The following is a 20,773-nucleotide window of genomic DNA, read 5'->3' as shown; positions in this document are numbered from 1 at the left end:
TCATTCCGCTCTTCATTTCCGGCGCCAACGCATTCCTTGCGGCGTATCCTCCAGCGCGATGCCTTCCGCTGCCAGCAAATCGCGAATTTCGTCGGCGCGCGCCCAGTTTTTCGCTTTGCGCGCTTCGGCCCGCTCCGCGATCAGCCGTTCGATTTGTTCGTCAAGCAGTTCCGGCTCCTCTTCCTTCACCAGGCCGAGCACATCGTTCATTTCCGCGAACAATGCCAATATCGCCTCCAAATCCGACAGGCGCACGGCCGGATGCTGCATGTAGACATTCGCTTCGCTTACGAGGTCGAACCAGGCGGTAATCGCATCCGCCGTGTTGAAATCGTCCTGCATCTTCGCATGGAACTCCCTGCGGATCGATTCCAGCTTTGCGCCGAGCGCTTCGGATTCGTCTCCCGCAGGCAGTTCGACCGCCGCTTTCAGGCGATGCCGCACATTGGCGATGCAATTCTCGATGCGCTCCAAACTGTTGCGCGCCTGCCCGATCGTCTCGTCGCTGTAATTCAACGGATTGCGGTAATGCGTCGACAACATGAAGTAGCGGAGGACTTCCGGTTTGATTCGTTCCCGCATATCGTGCACGATGACGCCGTTTCCGAGCGATTTCGACATTTTTTCGTTGTTAATGTTAATGTAGCCGTTGTGCATCCAATAATTTGCAAACGTCTTGCCCGTGAGCGCCTCGGACTGGGCCACCTCGCATTCGTGATGCGGAAACTGCAGATCCTGGCCGCCGCCATGGATATCCAAAGTATCCCCCAAATATTTGCGCGCCATCGCCGAGCATTCGATATGCCATCCGGGACGGCCGTTCCCCCACGGGCTGGGCCAATAAATTTCTCCCGGTTTCGCAGCTTTCCACAAGACGAAGTCTTCCGGATTTTCTTTGCGCTCGTCTACCTCGATCCGTACGCCGAATTGCAATTCCTCCAAATTTTGATGGGACAGCTTCCCGTACTCTGCAAATTTCAAGGTGCGAAAAAAAACGTCGCCTTCTTTCGCATAGGCGTAGCCTTTGTCGACCAAATCTTGAATAAAGGCGATAATTTCCTCGATATTGTCGGTTACGCGCGGATTCAGATCCGCCCGGCGCACACCCAGCGCTTCCACGTCTTCGTAAAAGGCAGCGATGAATTTGTCCGCCACTTCGGGGACGGTCGATCCGGTCTGTTCCGCTTTCCGAATCAGTTTATCGTCGACGTCGGTAAAATTCGAAACATAAGTGACGTCGTATCCGATCGCCTGCAAATAACGACGCACGACATCAAAAAAGATGACGGGACGCGCGTTCCCGATATGAATATAGTCGTATACGGTCGGTCCGCATACGTACATTTTCACCTTGCCGGGTTCAAGCGGAACGAACTCCTCTTTCGTCCGCGTAACGGTGTTATAAATTTTTAAAGACATATCCTTCATCCCTTCTGCGAGGTTCTTCCGATTTCATCTTGCCCGGGGCCGCTCGTCTCCCGCTACGGTCCGCGTTCAATCGTTGCCGATCCCGACTCCCTCTTGCTTCAAGCGCGCCAGTTCCTCTTCAAGCTGGTCGATCCGCCGCTGCATATTGGAACATAAATCGATCACCGGATCGGGCAGCTGCGTATGATTCAACCGGTCGATCCGTTTGCCGTCCTGCTTCACGACCCGCCCCGGAATGCCGACGACCGTACTGTTCGGCGGCACCTCGCGCAGCACGACTGAGTTGGCGCCGATAATCGCATTGTCGCCCACCTTGAACGAGCCGAGCACTTTCGCTCCCGACGAGACGACGACATTGTTGCCGATCGTCGGATGCCGCTTGCCTTTTTCCTTGCCCGTTCCCCCCAACGTAACGCCTTGGTAAATGACGACATCGTCCCCGATTTCGCATGTTTCCCCGATGACCACGCCCATGCCGTGATCGATAAACAACCGGTTCCCGATCGTCGCGCCGGGATGGATTTCAATTCCTGTAAAGAAGCGGCTCAGCTGCGAGATCATCCTTGCCACCGTATACCAGCGCCGCACGAAAAACCAATGCGCGATCCGATGCGCCCAAATGGCGTGCAAGCCGGAATACGTCAGCACGACTTCAAATACGCTTCGCGCCGCGGGGTCATTCTCGAATATCGTTTCGATGTCCGATTTCATTCTACGAAACATACGATCCCTTCTTTTCCCGTCCAAAATAAAACGCCTCTACAGCATGATGCTGCAGAGGCGTGATACGCGGTCCCACTCTGCTTGAACGTTATTGCCGGCCATACCGGGCGACGTTCGTCTCTCGTGTTCTTAACGCGAACAATACGCTGTTTCCTAGCTGTGCGGCAGCGCTTATGCGCGAAAGCTCCAGTTCGGAAACAGGGCTCACAGGTGCAATTCCGCCGTGCGGGAATGAGCGACTTGCAGCCGGATCGCGAGTGCTTCAATGCGAGCCGGTCGCCCTCTCTGGGAAACCCGGCAACCGGGCGTACTTCTCCTGCTCTACGCCTCTTGCTTTGTTTGTTATTATAGCCAAATGCGGCGATTCTGACAAGAATCGTTTGCCGCGGCTCGCCCGCCTTGCCGCTCCCGCCGCCCGCGAGCTTACGCCTTCGCGAAACGGCGCAGCCGCTTCGCCACTTTGTCGCGGCCGAGCAAATAGATCGTTTCGTTTAGATCGCGGCCATGCGTTTGTCCGGTAATCGCCACGCGAATCGGCATGAACAATTGCTTGCCTTTGGCGCCCGTTTCGGTCTGCACTTCCTTAATGAGCGCTTTGGCCCGATCCGCCGTCAGCGCTTCTTCCGCTTCGATCTTGCGCAGGAAGCTGTTTAACACCGCCGGCACTTGCTCTTCCGCAAGCACCGCGTTCGCTTCGTCGTCAAACGAAACCTCTTCCTGAAAAAATAAATCGGACAAATCGACAATGTCGGACGCGCAGCGCATTTGCTCCTGGTACAACGCAACGAGCGATGCGGCCCACGCCTTCCGGTCGGCGCTGAGCGTTTCCGGCAAACGCCCGGCTTGCTGCAAATGCGGAATGGCCATTTCGACAATTCTCGCCGTATCCGTTTGTTTAATATAATGATTGTTCAACCAACTCAGCTTGTTGGTGTCGAACACCGCGGGGCTTTTCGACAGCCGGTTTGCGTCGAATATGCCGATCAATTGCTCGCGCGAGAAAATTTCTTCCTCTCCTTCCGGCGACCATCCGAGCAAGGCGATGAAGTTGAACATCGCTTCCGGCAAATAGCCGAGACTGTCGTACTGCTCGATAAATTGAATGATCGATTCGTCGCGTTTGCTCAGCTTTTTGCGATGCTCGTTGACGATGAGCGTCATATGCCCGAATTGCGGCGGCTCCCAGCCGAGCGCTTCATAGATCATCAATTGCCGCGGCGTATTGGAGATATGATCTTCGCCGCGCAGCACATGGCTGATCTTCATCAAATAATCGTCGACGACGACGGCGAAATTGTACGTCGGGATCCCGTCCTTCTTCACGATGACGAAATCGCCCGTATCTTCCGAAGCAAAGGAAATCGTCCCTTTGACCATATCGTCGAACGTATAGGTTCTGCCTTCCGGCACGCGGAAACGAATGCTCGGCACCCGTCCTTCCGCCTCGAACTGCGCCCGCTCCGCTTCGGACAAGTTGCGGTGCTTGCCGGAATAGCGCGGCGTTTCGCCGCGGGCGATTTGCTCTTCGCGTTCCCGCTCCAGTTCCTCTTCCGTACAGTAACAGCGGTACGCCAGACCGCGGTCCAGCAAATCCTGCCAATAGGTGCGGTATATATCAAGCCGTTCCGTTTGCCGGTACGGACCGTATTCTCCGCCGACATCGACGCTTTCGTCCCAATCCATGCCAAGCCATTTCAAATAGGTAAGCTGATTCTCTTCGCCGCCCTCCACATTGCGCTTCACATCCGTATCTTCGATACGGATAATGAATTTGCCGTTATGGCGCCGCGCAAACAAATAATTGAACAGCGCGGTTCTGGCATTGCCGATATGTAAATGGCCGGTCGGACTCGGCGCATAGCGTACGCGGATTTCTTTCGTCATGATGGTGCTCCCTTCTTAACGATTCATCACAAAATCATACCATATCTTGAAGCAAGCAGACAACCGATTGAGCCGCAATTCCTTCGCCGCGTCCGGTGAAGCCGAGCCATTCGGTCGTCGTCGCCTTGACATTGATCTGCGATACGTCCGCCTCCAGCGCATATGCGATGATTTCGCGCATTTGCGGTATGTACGGCGCCATCTTCGGCAATTGCGCGATGATCGTCGCATCCAGATTGCCCAAGCGGTATCCCGCTTCCTTCGCCATCGCCCAAACAAGCTGCAGCAGCTTCAAGCTGTCGGCATCCTTGTACCGTTCGTCCGTATCGGGGAAATGGCGTCCGATATCGCCAAACGCCAGCGCGCCAAGAATCGCGTCGCTAATCGCATGCAGCAGCACGTCGGCGTCGGAATGGCCGAGCAATCCTTTCTCGAACGGAATCGTCACCCCTCCGATAATGCATGGCCTTCCTTCCGTCAACTGATGCACGTCATAACCTTGTCCTACCCGAATCATCGTTCCTCTCCCCTTTTCTTCAATAGTAATGCCGCAAAATCCAAATCCTCCGGCGTCGTAATTTTAATGTTCGTATAATCCCCTTCAACGACCGTCACCGGAATGCCAAGCCGTTCGACCAGCATCGAATCGTCGGTCCCTATAAAACCGTCCTTGCGCGCTTGTTCATGCGCCGCAAGCACAACGGAATGACGAAAAGCCTGTGGGGTTTGAATCGCCCACAAGCTTCGGCGATCCGGCGTCGTTTGGATGACGCCGGATTCGTTCACTTGTTTGATCGTATCTTTCACCGGAACGGCAAGAACGGCTGCGCCGCTGCGCACCGCCTCGTCGAAGCAAGCGCGCGCATGATCCATGCGAACGAACGGACGCACCCCGTCATGAATCAGCACGTATTCGACGTCGAGCTGCGCCAGCCCTTTATAAACCGAATGCTGGCGCTCGTTCCCGCCGGCGACGACGCTTGTCGCCTTGCGAATTCCGTACTCGGATATCCATTGCCTGCAGCGTTCGACATCGTCCGCGCCGACGACTAGCGCGATTTCGTCGATTTCCGCCATCCGTTCGAACGTTTCCAATGTATGTATAATAATCGGCTTGTTTCCGAGCCGCAAGTATTGCTTGCTCTCTTCCGTTCCCATTCGCGAGCCTTTTCCCGCCGCTACGACAACAGCCCCCAGCTTGCGCTTCATCCTCATCCCTGCCTAGTAAAAATGGTATAGGTGCGAGTGCCTTATCGCACTAACCACCATCATACCTTTTTTACTGCGCTTTTTCCAACAATTTCGGTTTGGCGAATATCATCCGGCCGGCGGAAGTTTGCAGAACGCTAGTGACCAGCACTTCCATCGTCGTGCCGATATAATCGCGGCCGCCCTCGACGACGATCATCGTGCCGTCATCCAAATACGCGACCCCTTGGCCATGCTCCTTGCCGTCTTTGATCACCTGTACGATAATTTCCTCGCCCGGCAGCACGACCGGCTTCACCGCATTGGCCAAATCGTTAATGTTGAGCACCGATACGCCTTGCAGTTCGCATACTTTGTTCAAATTGTAATCGTTCGTCACGACTTTGCCTTGCAGTACTTTCGCCAGCTTGACCAGTTTGCTGTCCACCTCGGAAATTTCCTCGAAATCCCCTTCGTAGATCAGCACCTTTACTTCGAGCTCTTTTTGGATTTTGTTTAAAATATCCAGCCCGCGCCGGCCGCGGTTGCGCTTCAACAAATCCGACGAATCGGCGATATGCTGCAATTCCTCCAGTACGAATTCGGGTATGACGATGGTTCCTTCAATAAATCCGGTTTTGCATATATCGGCGATTCTGCCGTCGATGATGACGCTCGTATCCAATATTTTATGTTCCTCAAGCCACGCTTTATCGGGCGCAGGTTCGGCCGCGCGTCTGCTTCGCGCCAGAAAAGAGGCGAATTCCTCTCTTTTATGCACTCCAACCCATAATCCCATATAACCGCAGAACAAGGTCAAAAACATAGACATCACGACCCCGACATCGCCGAGCCGCACAAGAACCGCATCGATGAACGCCGCCACGGTCAAACCGCATAATAAGCCGGCCATTCCAGCCGTCAGTTCCTCGAAGGGAACTTCGGAAATGCGGCTGATTCCTTTTTGAACGCTTGAAACGATAGCTCCGGCACTTAGCGCAAATAAGACCAAAAACAGAACAGCGCCCATCCCCATAAAACCAAATACGCCCGCCGAAGAACTTAATTTGCCAAGCCATGGCGACAGCAGCGATGACGGCTCCTCCGCCGCGGTATATACTTGATGGCCGAACCACGCTCCGAACAGCATGCCGAGGATTTGAAATCCTTTTTTTAACATGACGCATTTCACCTCCTTTACAATTATGGACCAAATTGACGCAACCTAATCAGCCGATAACATTTTTGGTTGAAAACTGGTAATCGTTGCAAGTATAATGAAACTATCGTGAATCGTGCTTACGAAATCCATGAATTCGAGAAAATCGAGGTGTATAATATGAGCGCTCCGACTCTCCAGTCGTTTCAAGACCAAGTCTCAGAATTGTTGCTACGTCACCGCAGTCTCCTCGACGTATTATCCAAATACGGCCAGACCAACGCTTCCGTCAACCGGTCCGTCGTTAAGGCGGTTACCGAATGCGGCTGTATCGAATTGAACGCCAAGAAACAATTCTACGCCGAAGATGTCGATATGGAGCAAGCGAAGCAGGACTTGAAAAGCCATTTGAGCGGCGAGCTTTGCGAACATTGCAAGGAAATCGTTACGGCGGAACTGGGCAAAAATTTGTTCTATATGTCCGCTTTGTGCAATTTGCTTGAGATCAGCATGGACGATGTCGTCGCCAACGAATCGAGCAAATGCTCGACCCTCGGTTACTTCAATCTTTCTTAACATGCTAATATGAGACCAACAAAAAAAGCATTTATTTCTCCCGCACAGGGTAGGAAAATAAATGCTTTTTATTTTGCCGTCATATGAAATTGGACGAGACGCTAGTTCCCCAAATGGTCCGATTGGTACATTTCGTCCCGGGCCGGATGCCTCTTTCTTCTCCGCTTGAGCAAAATTTGTTCAACGTTTTTTTTTAGCCCGTAAAGCGCGTAAAGAGCGAGCGGCACAAGAATTAACTTTGGAGTTTGGTCCGGGAACAGTACCGCGAGCACCACCGCACCCGCGACAACAATCGGCGCAATCCAGATCGTCTTCTTGGGAATGCCGATTTTTTTGAAATTCGGATATTTCACTCTGCTTATCATTAAGTACGACAGCAGAAGCATGCTGATTACCAAATAAGGCACGGCCAAATCTTCGCGGAACAAGGCCAGCGTAGACAAGACGCCGCCGGCCGCCGGTATCGGAAGGCCGATAAAATAGCCCGGCACGCCGGATGCGACATTAAACCGCGCCAGTCTGAGAGCGCCGCAAATCGGGAAAATGGCCGTAACCGTCCAAGCGAGCACCGGGTTCAAGTCGGTCAATGCGACAACGTACATGATAAAAGCAGGAGCTACTCCGAATGAAATCACATCCGATAAGGAATCCAATTCTTTGCCGAATTCGCTCTGCGCATTGAGGGCGCGGGCGACTCTTCCGTCCAAACCGTCTAAAAGCATAGCAATAATGACCATAATGGCTGCATAATCGTACTTGTCGTGAAATACAAGCATGATCGATATGATTCCGAGACAGAGGTTACCGATGGTAAACAAGTTCGGAATAGCTTTCGTAATCATATGTTCACCTCTAAATTTACTATGCCCAAGTGTCATTATTTGATTGTATGCAATTTAAATTTGTCTGTCAATGAATACCTGCTCCTGGATTCGCTTCATTCCTTCTTTGATCGTGCGCGCGCGCACTTCGCCGATGCCGTCCACTTCGTCCAGCTCCTCGATCGTCGCCATCATAATATGCGGCAAATACCGGAATTGATGGACCAAGTTTTGAATAATGACGTTCGGCAGGCGCGGAATTTTGTTCAGCACGCGGTATCCCCGCGGAGCGACCAGTTCCTCCGAAGCCGTATTCGTCGCCGGAAAGCCGAGCAGCCGAATCAGATGATGCAAATCGAGCAATTCGTCATCGCTGCATCGCTTCAATCCTGCGAATATTTCTTTTATTTTGTCGTCATGTTCTTCACGGGCATAATCCTTGAGCAAGAGCCAGGCGTCTTCCTCGGTGTTGCTCACCAGCTCTTCCATCTGCATACTGATCAAACGCCCCTCGTTCCCCAGTTCGTGGATGTAACGTTTGATCTCCTTCTTAATACGTAATACCATCTCGAAACGTTGCACAACTTGAACGACTTCGTAGAGCGTCACAAGTTCTTCGAATTCCATCGCGGTCAAATTCGTAAGCGATTGCGTCAGAACCGCCTTGTACCGTTCCAATGTTTGAATGGCTTGATTGGCTTTCGTCAAAATCACGCCGATTTCCTTCAGCGCATACCGCAGCTGTCCTTGATACAATGTAATGACATTGCGGCGCTGCGAAATCGAGACAACCAGCTTGCCCGTTTGTTTTGCCACCCGCTCCGCCGTACGATGCCGAATTCCCGTTTCCGTGGAAGTAATCGTCGAATCGGGAATCAACTGCGTGTTCGCATAAAGAATGCGTTTAATATCTTCGCTTAATATGATGGCTCCGTCCATCTTAGCCAGCTCATACAAGTAGTTCGGCGAAAAATCCGCATTGATGGAAAATCCGCCGTCGACGACCTCCATCACCTCCGGACTATATCCTACGACGATCAAACCGCCGGTTTTGGCGCGCAGCACGTTTTCGAGCCCTTCGCGAAACGGCGTGCCAGGCGCCACCAAACGAAGCAGATCGTTTATATTTTCCTGTTGGTTTCCTTCCTTCATCTTTCTAATTTGCCCCCTAACCTAACGCAGCCGCTAGTGCATCCGCAACAGTGTTTACCCCGATAACTTCTATGCCTGCCGGAGGCTTCCATCCGCGCAAGCTTTTTTCCGGCAAAATGATTCGTTTAAATCCGAGCTTTTCCGCCTCTTTCACCCGCTGTTCAACACGCGACACGGCGCGAACTTCCCCGGTCAAGCCGATCTCGCCGACGAAGACGTCGAAGGGCTGGGTCGGAGCGTCGCGAAAGCTGGACGCGATGCTGACGGCAATGGCCAAATCGACTGCCGGTTCGTCTAATTTAACCCCTCCCGCCACATTTAAATAGGCGTCTTGATTTTGCAGGAACATCCCCATCCGTTTCTCAAGAACCGCGATAATGAGCGCCATCCGGTGGTGGTCCACACCGGTCGACATGCGGCGCGGGGAAGGGAAGTTCGTGGCGGCGACGAGCGCCTGCAGCTCAACCAGAACGGGGCGCGTCCCCTCCATGCTCGCAACCACGGTCGAGCCCGCGACGCCGAGCGGCCTTTCGGACAGAAACAATTCCGACGGATTCGCCACTTCGATCAAGCCGTCTTCGCTCATTTCAAAGATGCCGATTTCGTTCGTGGATCCGAAGCGGTTCTTGACCGCCCGCAGCAGACGGTACGTATGATGGCGCTCCCCTTCGAAATAAAGGACGCAATCCACCATATGCTCCAGAAGGCGGGGGCCCGCGATCGCGCCTTCCTTGGTCACATGTCCGACCAGCACGGTTGCGATTCCCTTTACCTTAGCTATGCGCATAAACAGCGCTGTACATTCTCGAACTTGCGCAACGCTGCCCGGCGCCGATTCCACGTTCGGCCGGTAGACCGTCTGAATCGAGTCGATCACGAGAAAATCCGGCTCGATCTGTTCGATCGCTTCCTCAATCTGCTCCATATTCGTCTCGCAAAGCACATATAGATGTTCGGACAACGCGTTCAGCCTGTCGGCACGCAGCTTCGTTTGGCGGACCGATTCCTCGCCCGAAACGTACAGCACTTTCAGCCCGCGATGAGCCAGCGAGTGCGACGTTTGCAGCAGCAGCGTCGATTTGCCGATTCCCGGATCTCCTCCGACTAAAATAAGCGAACCCGGGACGATGCCGCCCCCGAGCACGCGATTGAGTTCCGATATGTCCGTTTGAACGCGCGGTTCCTGACCACTCTCTATATGTATGATGGGAAGCGGCTTTTCTTTCGTATGAAAAACCGGCGAGTTCATTCCTTTCGTTTTGACGACGGAAACGGTCTCTTCCACCATCGTATTCCAACTCATGCAGCCCGGACACTTGCCGAGCCATTTCGCGCTTTCATAGCCGCATTCCGTACAGTAAAACTTCGTTTTCGCTTTCGCCATACCCGTTTCTCCTATCACTATGCCGCTTAAATCCATGTTCAAAAGTCCAAGGGGACTTTTTGAACTACCTCTATAACAAAATTGTAACATTTCTGGGCATGGGGGGAAAGCTTTATACGCCTTTCTGCGGTCAAATTGGTATCAATGACATGTATATCGGAATATTTTACAAAAATGTTAAGGATTTTGTCGTATGATGCGAACAAGCCAACCCGAAATGTTCGGGTTGGCCCAATTGCGTTCTATATTACGAATTTGCCGTAACTTCTTTGGCCGCGGCTTCTTTGCCCCGAAGCACAACCAGTTCGCCGTCTTGCTCGTCGATCGTCAAGGAATCTCCTTTCGAGATCGTGCCCTGCAGCAGTTCTTCGGACAAGCGGTCCTCGATATGCTTCTGAATGGCCCGGCGGAGCGGACGCGCGCCGTAAGCCGGATCGTAGCCTTCTTTAGCCAGGAACGCCTTCGCCTTGTCGGTCAATTCAAAGTCCACTTCCTGCTCTTTCAGACGTTTGCGCAATTCATCGGACATGAGCGAAACGATTTGAGCGATATGCTCTTCCTCAAGCGAATGGAACACGATAATTTCGTCAATCCGGTTCAGGAATTCCGGACGGAACGTTTTCTTCAGTTCGGACATCACTTTGTCTTTCATATTGTTGTAATCGCGTCCGGCATCGTTCACGGCCGTAAATCCGAGCGTCGTGTTCCGCTTGATCGCTTCGGCGCCGACGTTCGACGTCAAGATGATCAACGTGTTGCGGAAATCGACGACACGGCCCTTCGAATCGGTCAATCGCCCGTCTTCCAACACTTGCAGCAAAATGTTGAACACTTCCGGATGCGCCTTCTCGATTTCGTCGAGCAGCACGACGGAGTACGGTTTGCGGCGCACCTTCTCGGTCAATTGGCCGCCTTCCTCATATCCGACATATCCCGGAGGCGCCCCGACCAGACGCGCGGTCGAATGCTTCTCCATATATTCGGACATGTCGATCCGGATAACCGCATTCTCGTCGCCGAACAACGACTCGGCCAGCGCGCGGGCAAGCTCGGTTTTGCCGACGCCCGTCGGTCCGAGGAAGATGAAGGAACCCATCGGGCGCTTCGGATCTTTCAATCCGGCGCGCGCGCGGCGGATGGCTCGGCTGACGGCCTTCACGGCTTCATCCTGGCCGATGACGCGCTCATGCAGGATCGATTCCATCTTAAGCAATCGTTCCGTCTCTTCCTCCGCCAGCTTGCTGACCGGAATCCCCGTCCAGCTGGCGACGATTTGCGCGATATCTTCCGGCGTCACTTCGGAATCCGTACGGCCTTGTTTTTCTTTCCATTGATTTTTGGTCGTATCGAGTTCCTCGCGCATTTTCTGTTCGGTGTCGCGCAAGGCGGCCGCTTTTTCGAATTCCTGGCTTTGCACCGCAGCGTCTTTCTCCTTGCGGATATCTTCCAGACGGCTTTCCAGTTGCTTCAAATTCGGCGGTACCGTGTACGTATTCAACCGGACTTTGGAGCTCGCCTCGTCGATCAAATCGATCGCTTTATCGGGCAGGAACCGGTCGGTAATGTAACGGTCTGACAGTTTGACCGCCTGTTCGATCGCTTCGTCCGTAATTTTGACGCGGTGATGCGCTTCGTAACGGTCCCGCAAGCCATGCAAAATTTGAATCGCTTCTTCCGGAGACGGCTGATCTACCGTAATCGGTTGGAAACGGCGCTCCAGAGCGGCGTCTTTCTCGATATATTTGCGGTATTCGTCCAGCGTCGTCGCCCCGATGCATTGCAGTTCTCCGCGAGCGAGAGCAGGCTTCAAGATGTTGGACGCATCGATGGCGCCTTCCGCGCCTCCCGCGCCGATCAGCGTGTGCAACTCGTCGATGAACAGAACGATGTTGCCCGCTTGGCGAATTTCATCCATTATTTTTTTCAAGCGGTCTTCGAATTCGCCCCGGTATTTCGTGCCGGCGACGACGGAGCCCATATCGAGCGTCATCACCCGCTTGTCGCGCAGCGTTTCCGGAATTTCGTTATTGATAATTTTCTGGGCGAGCCCTTCGGCGATCGCCGTTTTCCCGACCCCCGGCTCGCCGATCAGAACAGGATTGTTCTTCGTTCTGCGGCTCAACACTTGAATCACGCGCTCGATTTCTTTGCTGCGCCCGATGACCGGGTCCAGATTGCCTTCCTTGGCAATCGCCGTCAAGTCGCGGGCCAAGCTGTCGAGCGTCGGCGTGCTTACGTTCGCTTGCGTGCCGTGATGGCTCGATACCGCTTCGCTGCTGCCGAGCAGCTGCAGCACTTGCTGGCGCGCCTTGTTCAAGCTGACGCCCAAATTGTTCAGCACGCGGGCGGCAACGCCTTCGCCTTCGCGAATCAAGCCGAGCAATATATGTTCGGTCCCGACGTAAGTATGTCCCAGCTTACGCGCCTCATCCATGGATAGCTCGATGACTTTCTTCGCGCGCGGCGTATAAGCGATGTTGCTTGGCTGCTCCTGTCCGCGGCCGATCAGCGATTCGACCTCGTCTTGAATTTTTTCGAGCCCAAGCCCCAATGCGATCAGCGCTTTCGCGGCGATTCCTTCGCCTTCGCGAATAAGCCCTAGCAATATATGCTCCGTTCCGATATTGTTATGTCCCAATCGAACGGCTTCTTCCTGAGCCAATGCCAACACTTTTTGCGCCCGTTCCGTAAATCTGCCAAACATCATATCGATACACCTCCGTAAATTCCCCCAGCTTTGGATGGGATTAATGTTGATTGAGTTTGTCTCGGATCAGTTTGGCGCGATGCGCGTCCCGATCCTCGGCGCTTAATTTCACATCGAAAAACTGCTGTAAAAATCCCGGTTGCGTCATGACAATCAATTCATTCATTACATGCTCGGACACGTTGTCGACCAACCCGAGATCGATCCCGAGCCTTACGTCCGACAAGCGCTGCATCGCTTCTTTGGAATCCATCACTTCCGCGTAAGACAGAATCCCGTACGATCTGCGGATCCGGTCGGTCAGGCGGGTGCGGGATTCGGCCATCAGCTTCTGCCGTGCCGCTTTCTCGTGCTCGATAATTTGCCGCGCTACGCTGTACAAGTTATCGATAATTTCGGATTCCGATTGGCCAAGCGTAATTTGATTGGAGATTTGAAACAAATTGCCGACAGCTTCGCTGCCTTCGCCATACAAGCCTCGAACTGCCAGGCCGACTTGCGTAATGGCCGGCAAGATCCGGTTCATTTGCTGCGTCAGGACAAGCGCCGGCAAGTGCATCATGACGGAAGCGCGGATGCCTGTGCCCACATTCGTCGGACAGCTGGTAAGAAATCCTCTGTCTTCGTCAAACGCAAAATCGACATGCGCTTCGAATATATCGTCGATTTTGCCTGCCAGCTCCCAAGCTTCGCGAATCTGAAATCCCGGATACAAACATTGAATGCGCAAATGGTCCTCTTCGTTAATCATAATGCTGATCGATTCGTTTTCGCTTAGGATAACCGCGCCGTTGCGCGATTCATTCGCCAAGCTTGGGCTGATCAAATGCTTTTCCACCAGCACGCTTTTTTCCAATTCGTCCAAGTCGTTCAACAATATTTTCTCAAAATGTCCTATCGATTTCAATTCATCCGTATTTAATACATTAGACAACGTATCTAGAATTTCCTTCGACTGCTGGTTCGTCGCGAGCATCGGGAAGGGGAAGGATTCCAGGTTGCGGGCGATCCGAATCCTGCTGCTGATGACAATCTCGGAATCGGGACCGTTTCCTTTCATCCAGTCGCTTAGCGCATGCTCGGTGAATTGACGTTTTGACATCGCATATCCCTCCTTAAGCGTTGAATCCCTTTAACCGTCCCCGGACATTTTCCTTTCGATCTCCCGGATTTGGTCGCGAATTTGCGCCGCCTGCTCGAATTCCTCATGAATGATGCGATACTGCAGTTCTTTTTTCAGCTCATCCAGCTCGCGTTTGTAATGAATGGTACCGCCGCGGCGTTTCGGAATTTTGCCGATATGCTTCGTATTGCCGTGCACCCGCTTGAACAACGGTTCGAGTCGCTCGCCAAAGTGCTTGTAGCACGAACTGCAGCCGAAGCGGCCGATTTTGCTGAATTGCGTATAGGTTAGGCCGCATTCGTCGCAACGGATCGTTTGCGGCTTTTGGGCTAACGACGCGCCTTTGCCTGCCGGATCGAAATCGAGCAGCCCGGACAATAAGCTGTGAATGGAAAAACCGTTTGCCGTGCCGGGGATCATCTCCCCTTTCTCGCGTGCGCACGATTCGCAAATATGGAATTCCGTTTTCTCTCCGTTGACGATTTTCGTAAAATGCAATGTGGCGTTTTTCTTTCCGCATTCTTGACAGATCATCCTTCGGACCTCCTTTGACTCGCGTTTTTCCAGCCCCGATGCCGTGAGGAAAATGGGTGCGTTATTCTTATTTGCCCAGCAAAGAGATAAGCATCGCCTTTAGCAATTTGGCGCGAACTTCATCGCGATAAGGCAATTTAAGTTTGAGAACGTCCCTGGAAACGGCGGCTCGCAGCATGTTGGCTTCTCTGCGGGTAATGACGCGGGCTTCTTCCAATTGATAAATGAGCCCTTCGGCCGCCGTCTGTTCCATGCTGTCGCCGATGGTGCGGCTGAGATGCCCATGAATCGCCTGATGCGACGGCAATTCGATTCGTTGAATCCGGATATAGCCTCCGCCGCCCCGTTTGCTTTCGACAATATAACCTTTCTCGAACGTAAAGCGGGTGCTAATTACGTAATTGATTTGCGACGGGACGCACGAAAATTTATCGGCCAGTTCATTGCGCTGAATTTCCACCGCGCCTTCAGGACTTTCATGCAAAATATGCTTCAGATATTGTTCTATAATATCAGAGACATTACGCATTCATTCATCCCCCACTATAATTCATTGCATCGATCGTTGACTTTGACTTTCTTTGACTTTAACAATATTATAGCACAAATTTTCAATTTGCCAAGAGGTTTGAATTGTCGATGGCGGAAGAAGTCTTTTACTATTAGTTTTACGGTTTTGGCGAAAAATATACAAAAGCCGATTCCGTCAAGAAATCGGCTTATTCATTCGCTGTTTGATTTAGCAGCCCGGATTATGCCGGAAGTTTCCGCTGCGCGATCGACTGTTCCGCGTCCCAGCGGAACGTGAGCGCGGCGAGCGCCAGCAAACCGACGGTAAAGGCAGCGACAATGAGCATGTAGAACGCGGTCCCGTTCCATCCCGCAAACGACGCCCTTAATCCTTGAACCATATAGGTCAACGGAAAAAGATTGCCCGCCGTCGCAATCCATTGCGGCGCATGCTGCAAGCTGTAGAAGGTTTCGGTACCGAACAGCATCGGGATATAAATGAGATTGGAAATCATGTTAATTTGCGCTTCGTTCCGGGCGAGATTGGATAACAGAAATCCCATCGCAGTAAAACATAACATGCCGAGCGTTAAGATAAGCAGAAAAGGAACGATTCCGCCCAACGGCATCGCAATGCCGAAACCGATCATGCCGGCCAACATGACGATTCCGTTAATCGCTACCCCCAAAGCGGTTCGAACCAAAACCATCGTCAATATAAAGGAAACAGTCGGAAAAGGAGTCAGCTTCAAAAGCTTATAAACGCCCCGGTTTCGCTGCCAATGAACTTGAAAGGCGATGCCTTGGACGCTCCAGAATAAGGAGCTCAAGACGACGACGCCGGTCAACAGCCGGAACCGGTATTCCGGCGTATCGAAATAAAGTCCAAGCCCGATCAGCAGCGCCAAAGGAAAAAGTACGGCATAGAAGAGAGATATTTTATCTTTCAGCGATGAGACGAACATTGCCCGTATAACGGTTGAAATCATGAGACATCGGCCTCCTTCGCCGTGAGTTGCAAATACACTTCTTCCAAACGTGCCGCGTTAAAGCGTTCGCAAAGTTCATGCGGCGTACCTTCCGCGATAACGCGTCCGCGGTCGATCATCATGACCCGGTCCGCCAACTGGTGCACCTCTTCCATATCGTGCGAAGTCAATATAATCGACGTTCCTTTGGCGGCCAACTGGCGGATCACCGAGTGGATTTCGATTCGCGCGCGCGGATCCAGCGCGGAGGTCGGCTCATCGAGAAATACGAGACGGGGATCGTGTACGGTGGCTATTGCGATCGCCAGCCGTTTCTGCTGCCCGCCCGATAGACGGGAAGCTTCTGTCCGGGCCGCTTCTTCCAGTCCGCATAATCGCAACAGTTGCATCGTTTCAGGCCGGCTAAGCCGTTTTTTGTACAGCGCGGCGAATAAGCGCAAATTGTCGTAACAGCTCAGCCCGGGGAAAAATGAGGTCGACTGCAATTGCACGCCGACATGCGCCAAATAATCTTTACGCCAATACGAGATGCGTCCGCTGTCCGCCCGGCGCAATCCGAGCAGCAAATCGATTGTGGTCGATTTGCCGGCGCCGTTCGGTCCAATGATGCCAAGGATCTCTCCTGTTGCGATATGCAGCCCTACATCGTCCACGACGGGACGGCCGCCGTATGTTTTGCTGACATGTTCCGCTTCGAGCAAATCGTTTTCTTTCATTGAATCATCACCTTTCATTGTTTAATCCGGTTGGCTGCGAATCGCGGCCTCCAACTGATCCAGCATGGACAGTTGAATCTCGAATTGATCGTACATGTTCCGGAAAATGATTTTCGCCGGTTCGGTCAAGTTCACGAATTGCGACTTCTCTTCTTCGCCTGCCTTCATTTCATCGTACTGTTTGCGCAGAGCCGTCCGCTGCGACTCGATCGCAGCGATAATTCGGTCTTTAGGCAACGCATCGATGAATGAAACCGCGGTATAGAATGTCGTAGGAAATATAACGGAAGGCAAAGCCAAAGATTGTTGAAGCAATTGATAAAACTGCTCCTCCCCCTCCTCCGTAATCCGGTAGATCGCCTTCGTGCGATGCCCGGTTTGTTCAACCGAATCGACTGTAACCAATCCTTCTTTATCCATCTTTTTCAACGCATGATAAATCGAACCAGGCAGTACGCCCGCCCAGGCATCGGTTTTGGACAGTTGCAATAGTTGCTGCATATCGTAACCTGACATCGGACCTTTCATGAGGAGTCCCAAAACCATGAGACGCGTCACAGTATCACCTCTCGTCTTTTATAGTCAACGTTGAATATATAACATTGAGTTAAATGTAGCACATTTATTTCTCGTTGTAAATCGTCAATTTCATGTTGGGTGAATCATCCGGAGCGGAGAACGGATCCGAATTGAATTGTAGCGCGAGTTTCAAGTAAGATAAGTGTTAGTTCTATGAAGCGACGATACAAGAAAGGAGCTATAGGAAACCATGGAGAGAACGGAAAAGGAGAAAATGCTGGCGGGCGAGCTGTATTACGGTTTCGATCCCGAATTGACCGAAGAAAGACAGCGAGCCAGAAGATTGACAAGATTGTTTAATTCGACAGTGGAAACGGAGACGGAGGAGCGTACCCGGATCTTAAAAGAACTGTTCGGCTCGACCGGCGACTCCATTTATATCGAACCGAACTTCCGATGCGATTACGGATACAATATCCATGTCGGGGACAATTTTTACGCCAATTTCGATTGCGTTATTTTGGATGTAAACGAAGTGCGAATCGGAAAGAACGCTTTTCTGGCGCCGGGCATCCATATTTACACCGCGGGCCATCCGCTTGACGCGGAAACGCGGAATACCGGACTCGAATACGGCAAGCCGGTTACGATCGGCGATAATGTATGGATCGGCGGGGGCTCGATCATTAATCCCGGCGTAACGATCGGCGACAATGTCGTGATCGGATCGGGAAGCGTCGTAACGAAGGATATCCCTTCCAACGTCGTAGCTGCGGGCAACCCGTGCCGGGTCATCAAGAAGCTCGACTCATAATGCTATTGCAAAAACTGCGACCCACAGACGAGTCGCAGTTTTTATATGGCGGGCGATTCTCTTGCGCCTCGCTACGTCAAGGCTTGAACAATAGCCAGAATCGCCAGATGGGCCGGATAGAAGCTGCGCCATAACCAGCGGGGGATCTTCGCCCGTTCCAACGCCTTGAGCATCTTCGGCAAATAATAGATCAAAATCGTCGATACGACGCTATAAAACTGAATGAACCAACCTTTATAGAATAAAAACACGAAGTTCAATAGTACGTGCAGCCCTATGGCCCACTGAGCCGAGGCATATCTAAAGAGAAGAACAAGGAGCAGCGCATAACTTCCGTAATCGAACGGCACGACCTCCAACAACAAGATCGCCGCGGCAATTAGCAGCATGGGAGCCGCAGGTTGCGGAAAACGGTCCAGACCTTTCAATACGAGCAAACATACGATAAACGTTCCGATGACATTGATCGAATGACCTCCCAATGCCAGCATAAACGGAATTTGCGACAATAAGCCGATGAGGATGAGACGCTTCAAATACCGCGAAAAATCGCTGGTTCGGGCATAGCCTTGCACGATGGCATAAGCATATAACGGAAACGCAAGCCGTCCGATCACTCTCCACATCTCTTCATCGGGAGCCAATACAATTCCCAAATGATCGATTAACATCGTTACCATAGCTAGAAGCTGCATCGTCGTTGTTATCCCCTTCCTTAAAGAGGCATCAGATCTTGCCGTTTCGCTCGCGGCCTGCATTCCCGGCACAAACCGACAACCTTGCCGTCGTGATCGGCATAAAAGGTCAGACGTTTAGCCATCGTTTTGCAATAGCTGCATTTCTGCTGGCGGGAAGCCGTTTCTTTTTGCTTCTTGAACTCGGTTATTTTCGTAACCTTTCCTTGCTCCTTCGAACGTGAACGAAATATCATCCCTGTTCCTCCCATCGCCAATGCATTCATGTTTATAGGCCGAGTTATGCTTTTGTTAATCTTGGACTTGATCTGCCGGCCGGCGAATATGCAAAAACGTTGTCGTTTTTATCTTATCAATACTTGCCCGAAAAAAGAAGTTGTTACGATAAATTGAAGATGGGGATTTAGGATAAAGTTGCACGTGTGGGATATGTATGCATGGGTCGTAGTTTTTGACTTTCAAGAGTAGTACTAAAAAAGAACACGTTGCTACAATTTACGACAGTAAGCGCTCTATTCTTGGTGAACGATACTATTCCCTGTTTTTGCCGTCTGAATATGATGCACATATTTTATTGCGCTTCAGTCGGGCATCACCATTAACGGTTTGCAGGTTGCGCACAACATGGTCGTTCGCTCGCTAGCGTTCGCGTGCCCTCGATCGTGCTTGTAGCAACTGCAATTATCCAGTTAATATTGCTGAATGAGCCCGATTTTGCATTAGCAACAGCAATTATCCAGTTGCTCAGACCGCAAATCGCCCCTTTTCACGCTTGTTGGCCAATTTAACTGGATTTTTGCAGTTGCTGGACTAACTTGTCGCGTTTCTGCTGAAATTAACTGGATTTTCGCAGTTACACTGGCGGACACACGGATTCTAGCGGTCAGGTACACGGGCGGGATATTCAATATAAAATCATTCTATTGCTGTTTCTTCTCATGCCGGCCTTTTCCCGACGGCCCCCTTTGCCAGTATCTCTTTTTGTCCGCCTGCTGCAGTGACTCCTTTCCCATTCCTTTTTTGCACCTTTTGCCGAAATCCCGTTCGCTCAGTATAGAGGAAATGCGGTCTGCGGCAGTTCATTCCTTGTTTCTTTTTTTGCACCTTTTGTCGAAATCCCCTTCACTCAGGGCTAGGGGAAATTATTCTGTAATAGTAAAAGTAGGAATATCCATTCTGGAGCGGGGATTGCGAGCCCAGACCGGAAGCGAACTGAAAAGGCGACATCTGAACCAAGGGGATTTCGACAGAAGGGCGTGGAAAGCAATAGGTCGGTGGAAGGGAATGAAGAAGTATGAGGGGAACCCATGAAAAATGCCACCAGTGAGTTGTTCTCGCCAGTTGCATTATTCGTTCGACTCTCGCAAGACTTGACCTGAGTAGTCCCCGCATATCAAAATACCGCCATCGAGTTGACTCGATAACGGTATTCGATCGCTTGGCAACGTTCGACTCTCACGGGACTCGACTACACGGTCCCATGCTCATAAAAAAACCACCGGCGAGGTGTTTCCTCGGGCAGTGGTCTTTGATCGCTTGGCAACGTCCTACTCTCCCAGGACCCTTCGGTCCAAGTACCATCGGCGCTGGAGGGCTTAACGGTCGTGTTCGGGATGGGTACGCGTGGAACCCCTCCGCCATCGCCACCAAACGGATTGCTTATTCAAGGAGTTGCTCCCTGAAAACTAGATGCGAAACAAACGCGAATTCATGTGTTATCCTTATGGATTCATTTAGGATAAGCCCTCGACCGATTAGTATTGGTCAGCTGCACGCATTGCTGCGCTTCCACCTCCAACCTATCAACCTCGTCGTCTACAAGGGGTCTTACGAATTGGGAAATCTCATCTT

20 protein-coding genes and 2 rRNA genes are annotated in these 20,773 nt (G+C 51.9%); 2 read left to right on the top strand and 20 right to left on the bottom strand.

Going from position 1 to position 20,773, the window contains the following annotated elements; translation table 11 throughout:
• Positions 1 to 12: 12 nt before the first annotated feature.
• From cysS to KQI79_RS17060, 6 genes are all read right to left on the bottom strand, one after another.
• Complete coding sequence (gene cysS, locus KQI79_RS17085; protein ID WP_216539507.1) at positions 13 to 1,419, bottom strand: cysteine--tRNA ligase; 1,407 nt, start codon at positions 1,417 to 1,419, stop codon at positions 13 to 15.
• Between the two features lie 75 nt (positions 1,420 to 1,494).
• Positions 1,495 to 2,151, bottom strand: a complete 657-nt coding sequence (gene cysE, locus KQI79_RS17080; protein WP_216539506.1) for a serine O-acetyltransferase — start codon at positions 2,149 to 2,151, stop codon at positions 1,495 to 1,497.
• Positions 2,152 to 2,574: 423 nt separating this feature from the next.
• Positions 2,575 to 4,035 (bottom strand): glutamate--tRNA ligase, encoded by a 1,461-nt coding sequence (gltX, locus tag KQI79_RS17075; RefSeq protein ID WP_216539505.1) that lies wholly within the window; start codon positions 4,033 to 4,035, stop codon positions 2,575 to 2,577.
• 34 nt (positions 4,036 to 4,069) lie between these two features.
• Entirely contained in the window at positions 4,070 to 4,552 is a 483-nt protein-coding gene (gene ispF, locus KQI79_RS17070) for a 2-C-methyl-D-erythritol 2,4-cyclodiphosphate synthase (RefSeq protein ID WP_216539504.1), read from the bottom strand.
• Positions 4,549 to 5,244, bottom strand: coding sequence for a 2-C-methyl-D-erythritol 4-phosphate cytidylyltransferase (gene ispD, locus KQI79_RS17065; protein ID WP_216539503.1), 696 nt, complete (start codon positions 5,242 to 5,244; stop codon positions 4,549 to 4,551). Before ispD ends, ispF begins: the two co-directional genes overlap by 4 nt.
• A gap of 70 nt (positions 5,245 to 5,314) precedes the next feature.
• On the bottom strand, positions 5,315 to 6,403 hold the full coding sequence (locus tag KQI79_RS17060) for a PIN/TRAM domain-containing protein (RefSeq protein ID WP_216539502.1): 1,089 nt from the start codon (positions 6,401 to 6,403) through the stop codon (positions 5,315 to 5,317).
• Positions 6,404 to 6,562: 159 nt separating this feature from the next.
• On the opposite strand from KQI79_RS17060, the gene KQI79_RS17055 reads away from it, so the two are divergent.
• Positions 6,563 to 6,958 (top strand): nucleoside triphosphate pyrophosphohydrolase family protein, encoded by a 396-nt coding sequence (locus KQI79_RS17055; RefSeq protein ID WP_216539500.1) that lies wholly within the window; start codon positions 6,563 to 6,565, stop codon positions 6,956 to 6,958.
• A 101-nt stretch (positions 6,959 to 7,059) separates the two neighbouring features.
• On the opposite strand, the gene pssA is transcribed toward KQI79_RS17055, so the two are convergent.
• From pssA to KQI79_RS17005, 10 genes are all read right to left on the bottom strand, one after another.
• Positions 7,060 to 7,800 (bottom strand): CDP-diacylglycerol--serine O-phosphatidyltransferase, encoded by a 741-nt coding sequence (gene pssA, locus KQI79_RS17050; RefSeq protein WP_216539499.1) that lies wholly within the window; start codon positions 7,798 to 7,800, stop codon positions 7,060 to 7,062.
• 54 nt (positions 7,801 to 7,854) lie between these two features.
• Entirely contained in the window at positions 7,855 to 8,931 is a 1,077-nt protein-coding gene (gene disA, locus KQI79_RS17045) for a DNA integrity scanning diadenylate cyclase DisA (protein ID WP_216539498.1), read from the bottom strand.
• 16 nt (positions 8,932 to 8,947) lie between these two features.
• A complete protein-coding gene (radA, locus tag KQI79_RS17040; RefSeq protein ID WP_216539497.1) occupies positions 8,948 to 10,315 on the bottom strand; it encodes a DNA repair protein RadA in 1,368 nt (455 codons plus the stop codon).
• 247 nt (positions 10,316 to 10,562) lie between these two features.
• Positions 10,563 to 13,022: an ATP-dependent protease ATP-binding subunit ClpC gene (gene clpC / locus KQI79_RS17035; protein WP_216539496.1), complete on the bottom strand. Its 2,460-nt coding sequence runs from the start codon at positions 13,020 to 13,022 to the stop codon at positions 10,563 to 10,565.
• 40 nt (positions 13,023 to 13,062) lie between these two features.
• The gene (mcsB, locus tag KQI79_RS17030) at positions 13,063 to 14,124 is read right to left on the bottom strand and encodes a protein-arginine kinase McsB (RefSeq protein ID WP_216539495.1); all 1,062 of its coding nucleotides are present in this window, start codon (positions 14,122 to 14,124) and stop codon (positions 13,063 to 13,065) included.
• Between the two features lie 30 nt (positions 14,125 to 14,154).
• On the bottom strand, positions 14,155 to 14,679 hold the full coding sequence (gene mcsA / locus KQI79_RS17025) for a protein-arginine kinase activator protein McsA (protein WP_216539494.1): 525 nt from the start codon (positions 14,677 to 14,679) through the stop codon (positions 14,155 to 14,157).
• Between the two features lie 67 nt (positions 14,680 to 14,746).
• Positions 14,747 to 15,208 (bottom strand): CtsR family transcriptional regulator, encoded by a 462-nt coding sequence (locus KQI79_RS17020; RefSeq protein ID WP_216539493.1) that lies wholly within the window; start codon positions 15,206 to 15,208, stop codon positions 14,747 to 14,749.
• Positions 15,209 to 15,431: 223 nt separating this feature from the next.
• Positions 15,432 to 16,178, bottom strand: coding sequence for an ABC transporter permease (locus KQI79_RS17015; protein WP_216539491.1), 747 nt, complete (start codon positions 16,176 to 16,178; stop codon positions 15,432 to 15,434).
• On the bottom strand, positions 16,175 to 16,894 hold the full coding sequence (locus KQI79_RS17010) for an ABC transporter ATP-binding protein (protein ID WP_230192274.1): 720 nt from the start codon (positions 16,892 to 16,894) through the stop codon (positions 16,175 to 16,177). Before KQI79_RS17010 ends, KQI79_RS17015 begins: the two co-directional genes overlap by 4 nt.
• Before the next feature lie 21 nt (positions 16,895 to 16,915).
• Positions 16,916 to 17,452 carry a PadR family transcriptional regulator gene (locus KQI79_RS17005; protein ID WP_216539489.1) on the bottom strand — a complete coding sequence of 179 codons (537 nt, stop codon included), beginning with the start codon at positions 17,450 to 17,452 and terminating at the stop codon, positions 16,916 to 16,918.
• A gap of 211 nt (positions 17,453 to 17,663) precedes the next feature.
• Here KQI79_RS17005 and KQI79_RS17000 point away from each other — a divergent pair, with 211 nt between their 5' ends.
• Positions 17,664 to 18,227 carry a sugar O-acetyltransferase gene (locus KQI79_RS17000; protein ID WP_216539488.1) on the top strand — a complete coding sequence of 188 codons (564 nt, stop codon included), beginning with the start codon at positions 17,664 to 17,666 and terminating at the stop codon, positions 18,225 to 18,227.
• Positions 18,228 to 18,298: 71 nt separating this feature from the next.
• Here KQI79_RS17000 and KQI79_RS16995 read toward each other — a convergent pair whose 3' ends face one another.
• From KQI79_RS16995 to KQI79_RS16980, 4 genes are all read right to left on the bottom strand, one after another.
• Entirely contained in the window at positions 18,299 to 18,922 is a 624-nt protein-coding gene (locus KQI79_RS16995) for a TraX family protein (protein WP_216539487.1), read from the bottom strand.
• Positions 18,923 to 18,942: 20 nt separating this feature from the next.
• Positions 18,943 to 19,158 (bottom strand): hypothetical protein, encoded by a 216-nt coding sequence (locus tag KQI79_RS16990; protein WP_216539486.1) that lies wholly within the window; start codon positions 19,156 to 19,158, stop codon positions 18,943 to 18,945.
• Between the two features lie 1,298 nt (positions 19,159 to 20,456).
• Positions 20,457 to 20,573 (bottom strand): 5S ribosomal RNA (gene rrf / locus KQI79_RS16985).
• 83 nt (positions 20,574 to 20,656) lie between these two features.
• Positions 20,657 to 20,773 (bottom strand): 23S ribosomal RNA (locus KQI79_RS16980); the annotation flags it as partial.

The organism is Paenibacillus sp. MSJ-34, assembly GCF_018918005.1.
In the GTDB taxonomy this organism is placed as follows: domain Bacteria; phylum Bacillota; class Bacilli; order Paenibacillales; family Paenibacillaceae; genus MSJ-34.
Note: the sequence above shows the minus strand (reverse complement) of the source record. Positions and strands in the feature narration are given on the sequence as shown.

Excerpts from the sequence above, each read along its gene's own strand:
- ispD (WP_216539503.1), bottom strand. The coding sequence starts at position 5,244 with ATGAAGCGCAAGCTGGGGGCTGTTGTCGTAGCGGCGGGAAAAGGCTCG.
- radA (WP_216539497.1), bottom strand. The coding sequence starts at position 10,315 with ATGGCGAAAGCGAAAACGAAGTTTTACTGTACGGAATGCGGCTATGAA.
- cysE (WP_216539506.1), bottom strand. The coding sequence starts at position 2,151 with ATGTTTCGTAGAATGAAATCGGACATCGAAACGATATTCGAGAATGAC.
- mcsB (WP_216539495.1), bottom strand. The coding sequence starts at position 14,124 with ATGTCAAAACGTCAATTCACCGAGCATGCGCTAAGCGACTGGATGAAA.
- cysS (WP_216539507.1), bottom strand. The coding sequence starts at position 1,419 with ATGTCTTTAAAAATTTATAACACCGTTACGCGGACGAAAGAGGAGTTC.
- ispF (WP_216539504.1), bottom strand. The coding sequence starts at position 4,552 with ATGATTCGGGTAGGACAAGGTTATGACGTGCATCAGTTGACGGAAGGA.
- KQI79_RS17055 (WP_216539500.1), top strand. The coding sequence starts at position 6,563 with ATGAGCGCTCCGACTCTCCAGTCGTTTCAAGACCAAGTCTCAGAATTG.
- KQI79_RS17020 (WP_216539493.1), bottom strand. The coding sequence starts at position 15,208 with ATGCGTAATGTCTCTGATATTATAGAACAATATCTGAAGCATATTTTG.
- KQI79_RS16995 (WP_216539487.1), bottom strand. The coding sequence starts at position 18,922 with ATGCAGCTTCTAGCTATGGTAACGATGTTAATCGATCATTTGGGAATT.
- pssA (WP_216539499.1), bottom strand. The coding sequence starts at position 7,800 with ATGATTACGAAAGCTATTCCGAACTTGTTTACCATCGGTAACCTCTGT.
- clpC (WP_216539496.1), bottom strand. The coding sequence starts at position 13,022 with ATGATGTTTGGCAGATTTACGGAACGGGCGCAAAAAGTGTTGGCATTG.
- disA (WP_216539498.1), bottom strand. The coding sequence starts at position 8,931 with ATGAAGGAAGGAAACCAACAGGAAAATATAAACGATCTGCTTCGTTTG.
- KQI79_RS17060 (WP_216539502.1), bottom strand. The coding sequence starts at position 6,403 with ATGTTAAAAAAAGGATTTCAAATCCTCGGCATGCTGTTCGGAGCGTGG.
- KQI79_RS17010 (WP_230192274.1), bottom strand. The coding sequence starts at position 16,894 with ATGAAAGAAAACGATTTGCTCGAAGCGGAACATGTCAGCAAAACATAC.
- KQI79_RS17015 (WP_216539491.1), bottom strand. The coding sequence starts at position 16,178 with ATGATTTCAACCGTTATACGGGCAATGTTCGTCTCATCGCTGAAAGAT.
- mcsA (WP_216539494.1), bottom strand. The coding sequence starts at position 14,679 with ATGATCTGTCAAGAATGCGGAAAGAAAAACGCCACATTGCATTTTACG.
- KQI79_RS16990 (WP_216539486.1), bottom strand. The coding sequence starts at position 19,158 with ATGATATTTCGTTCACGTTCGAAGGAGCAAGGAAAGGTTACGAAAATA.
- KQI79_RS17000 (WP_216539488.1), top strand. The coding sequence starts at position 17,664 with ATGGAGAGAACGGAAAAGGAGAAAATGCTGGCGGGCGAGCTGTATTAC.
- gltX (WP_216539505.1), bottom strand. The coding sequence starts at position 4,035 with ATGACGAAAGAAATCCGCGTACGCTATGCGCCGAGTCCGACCGGCCAT.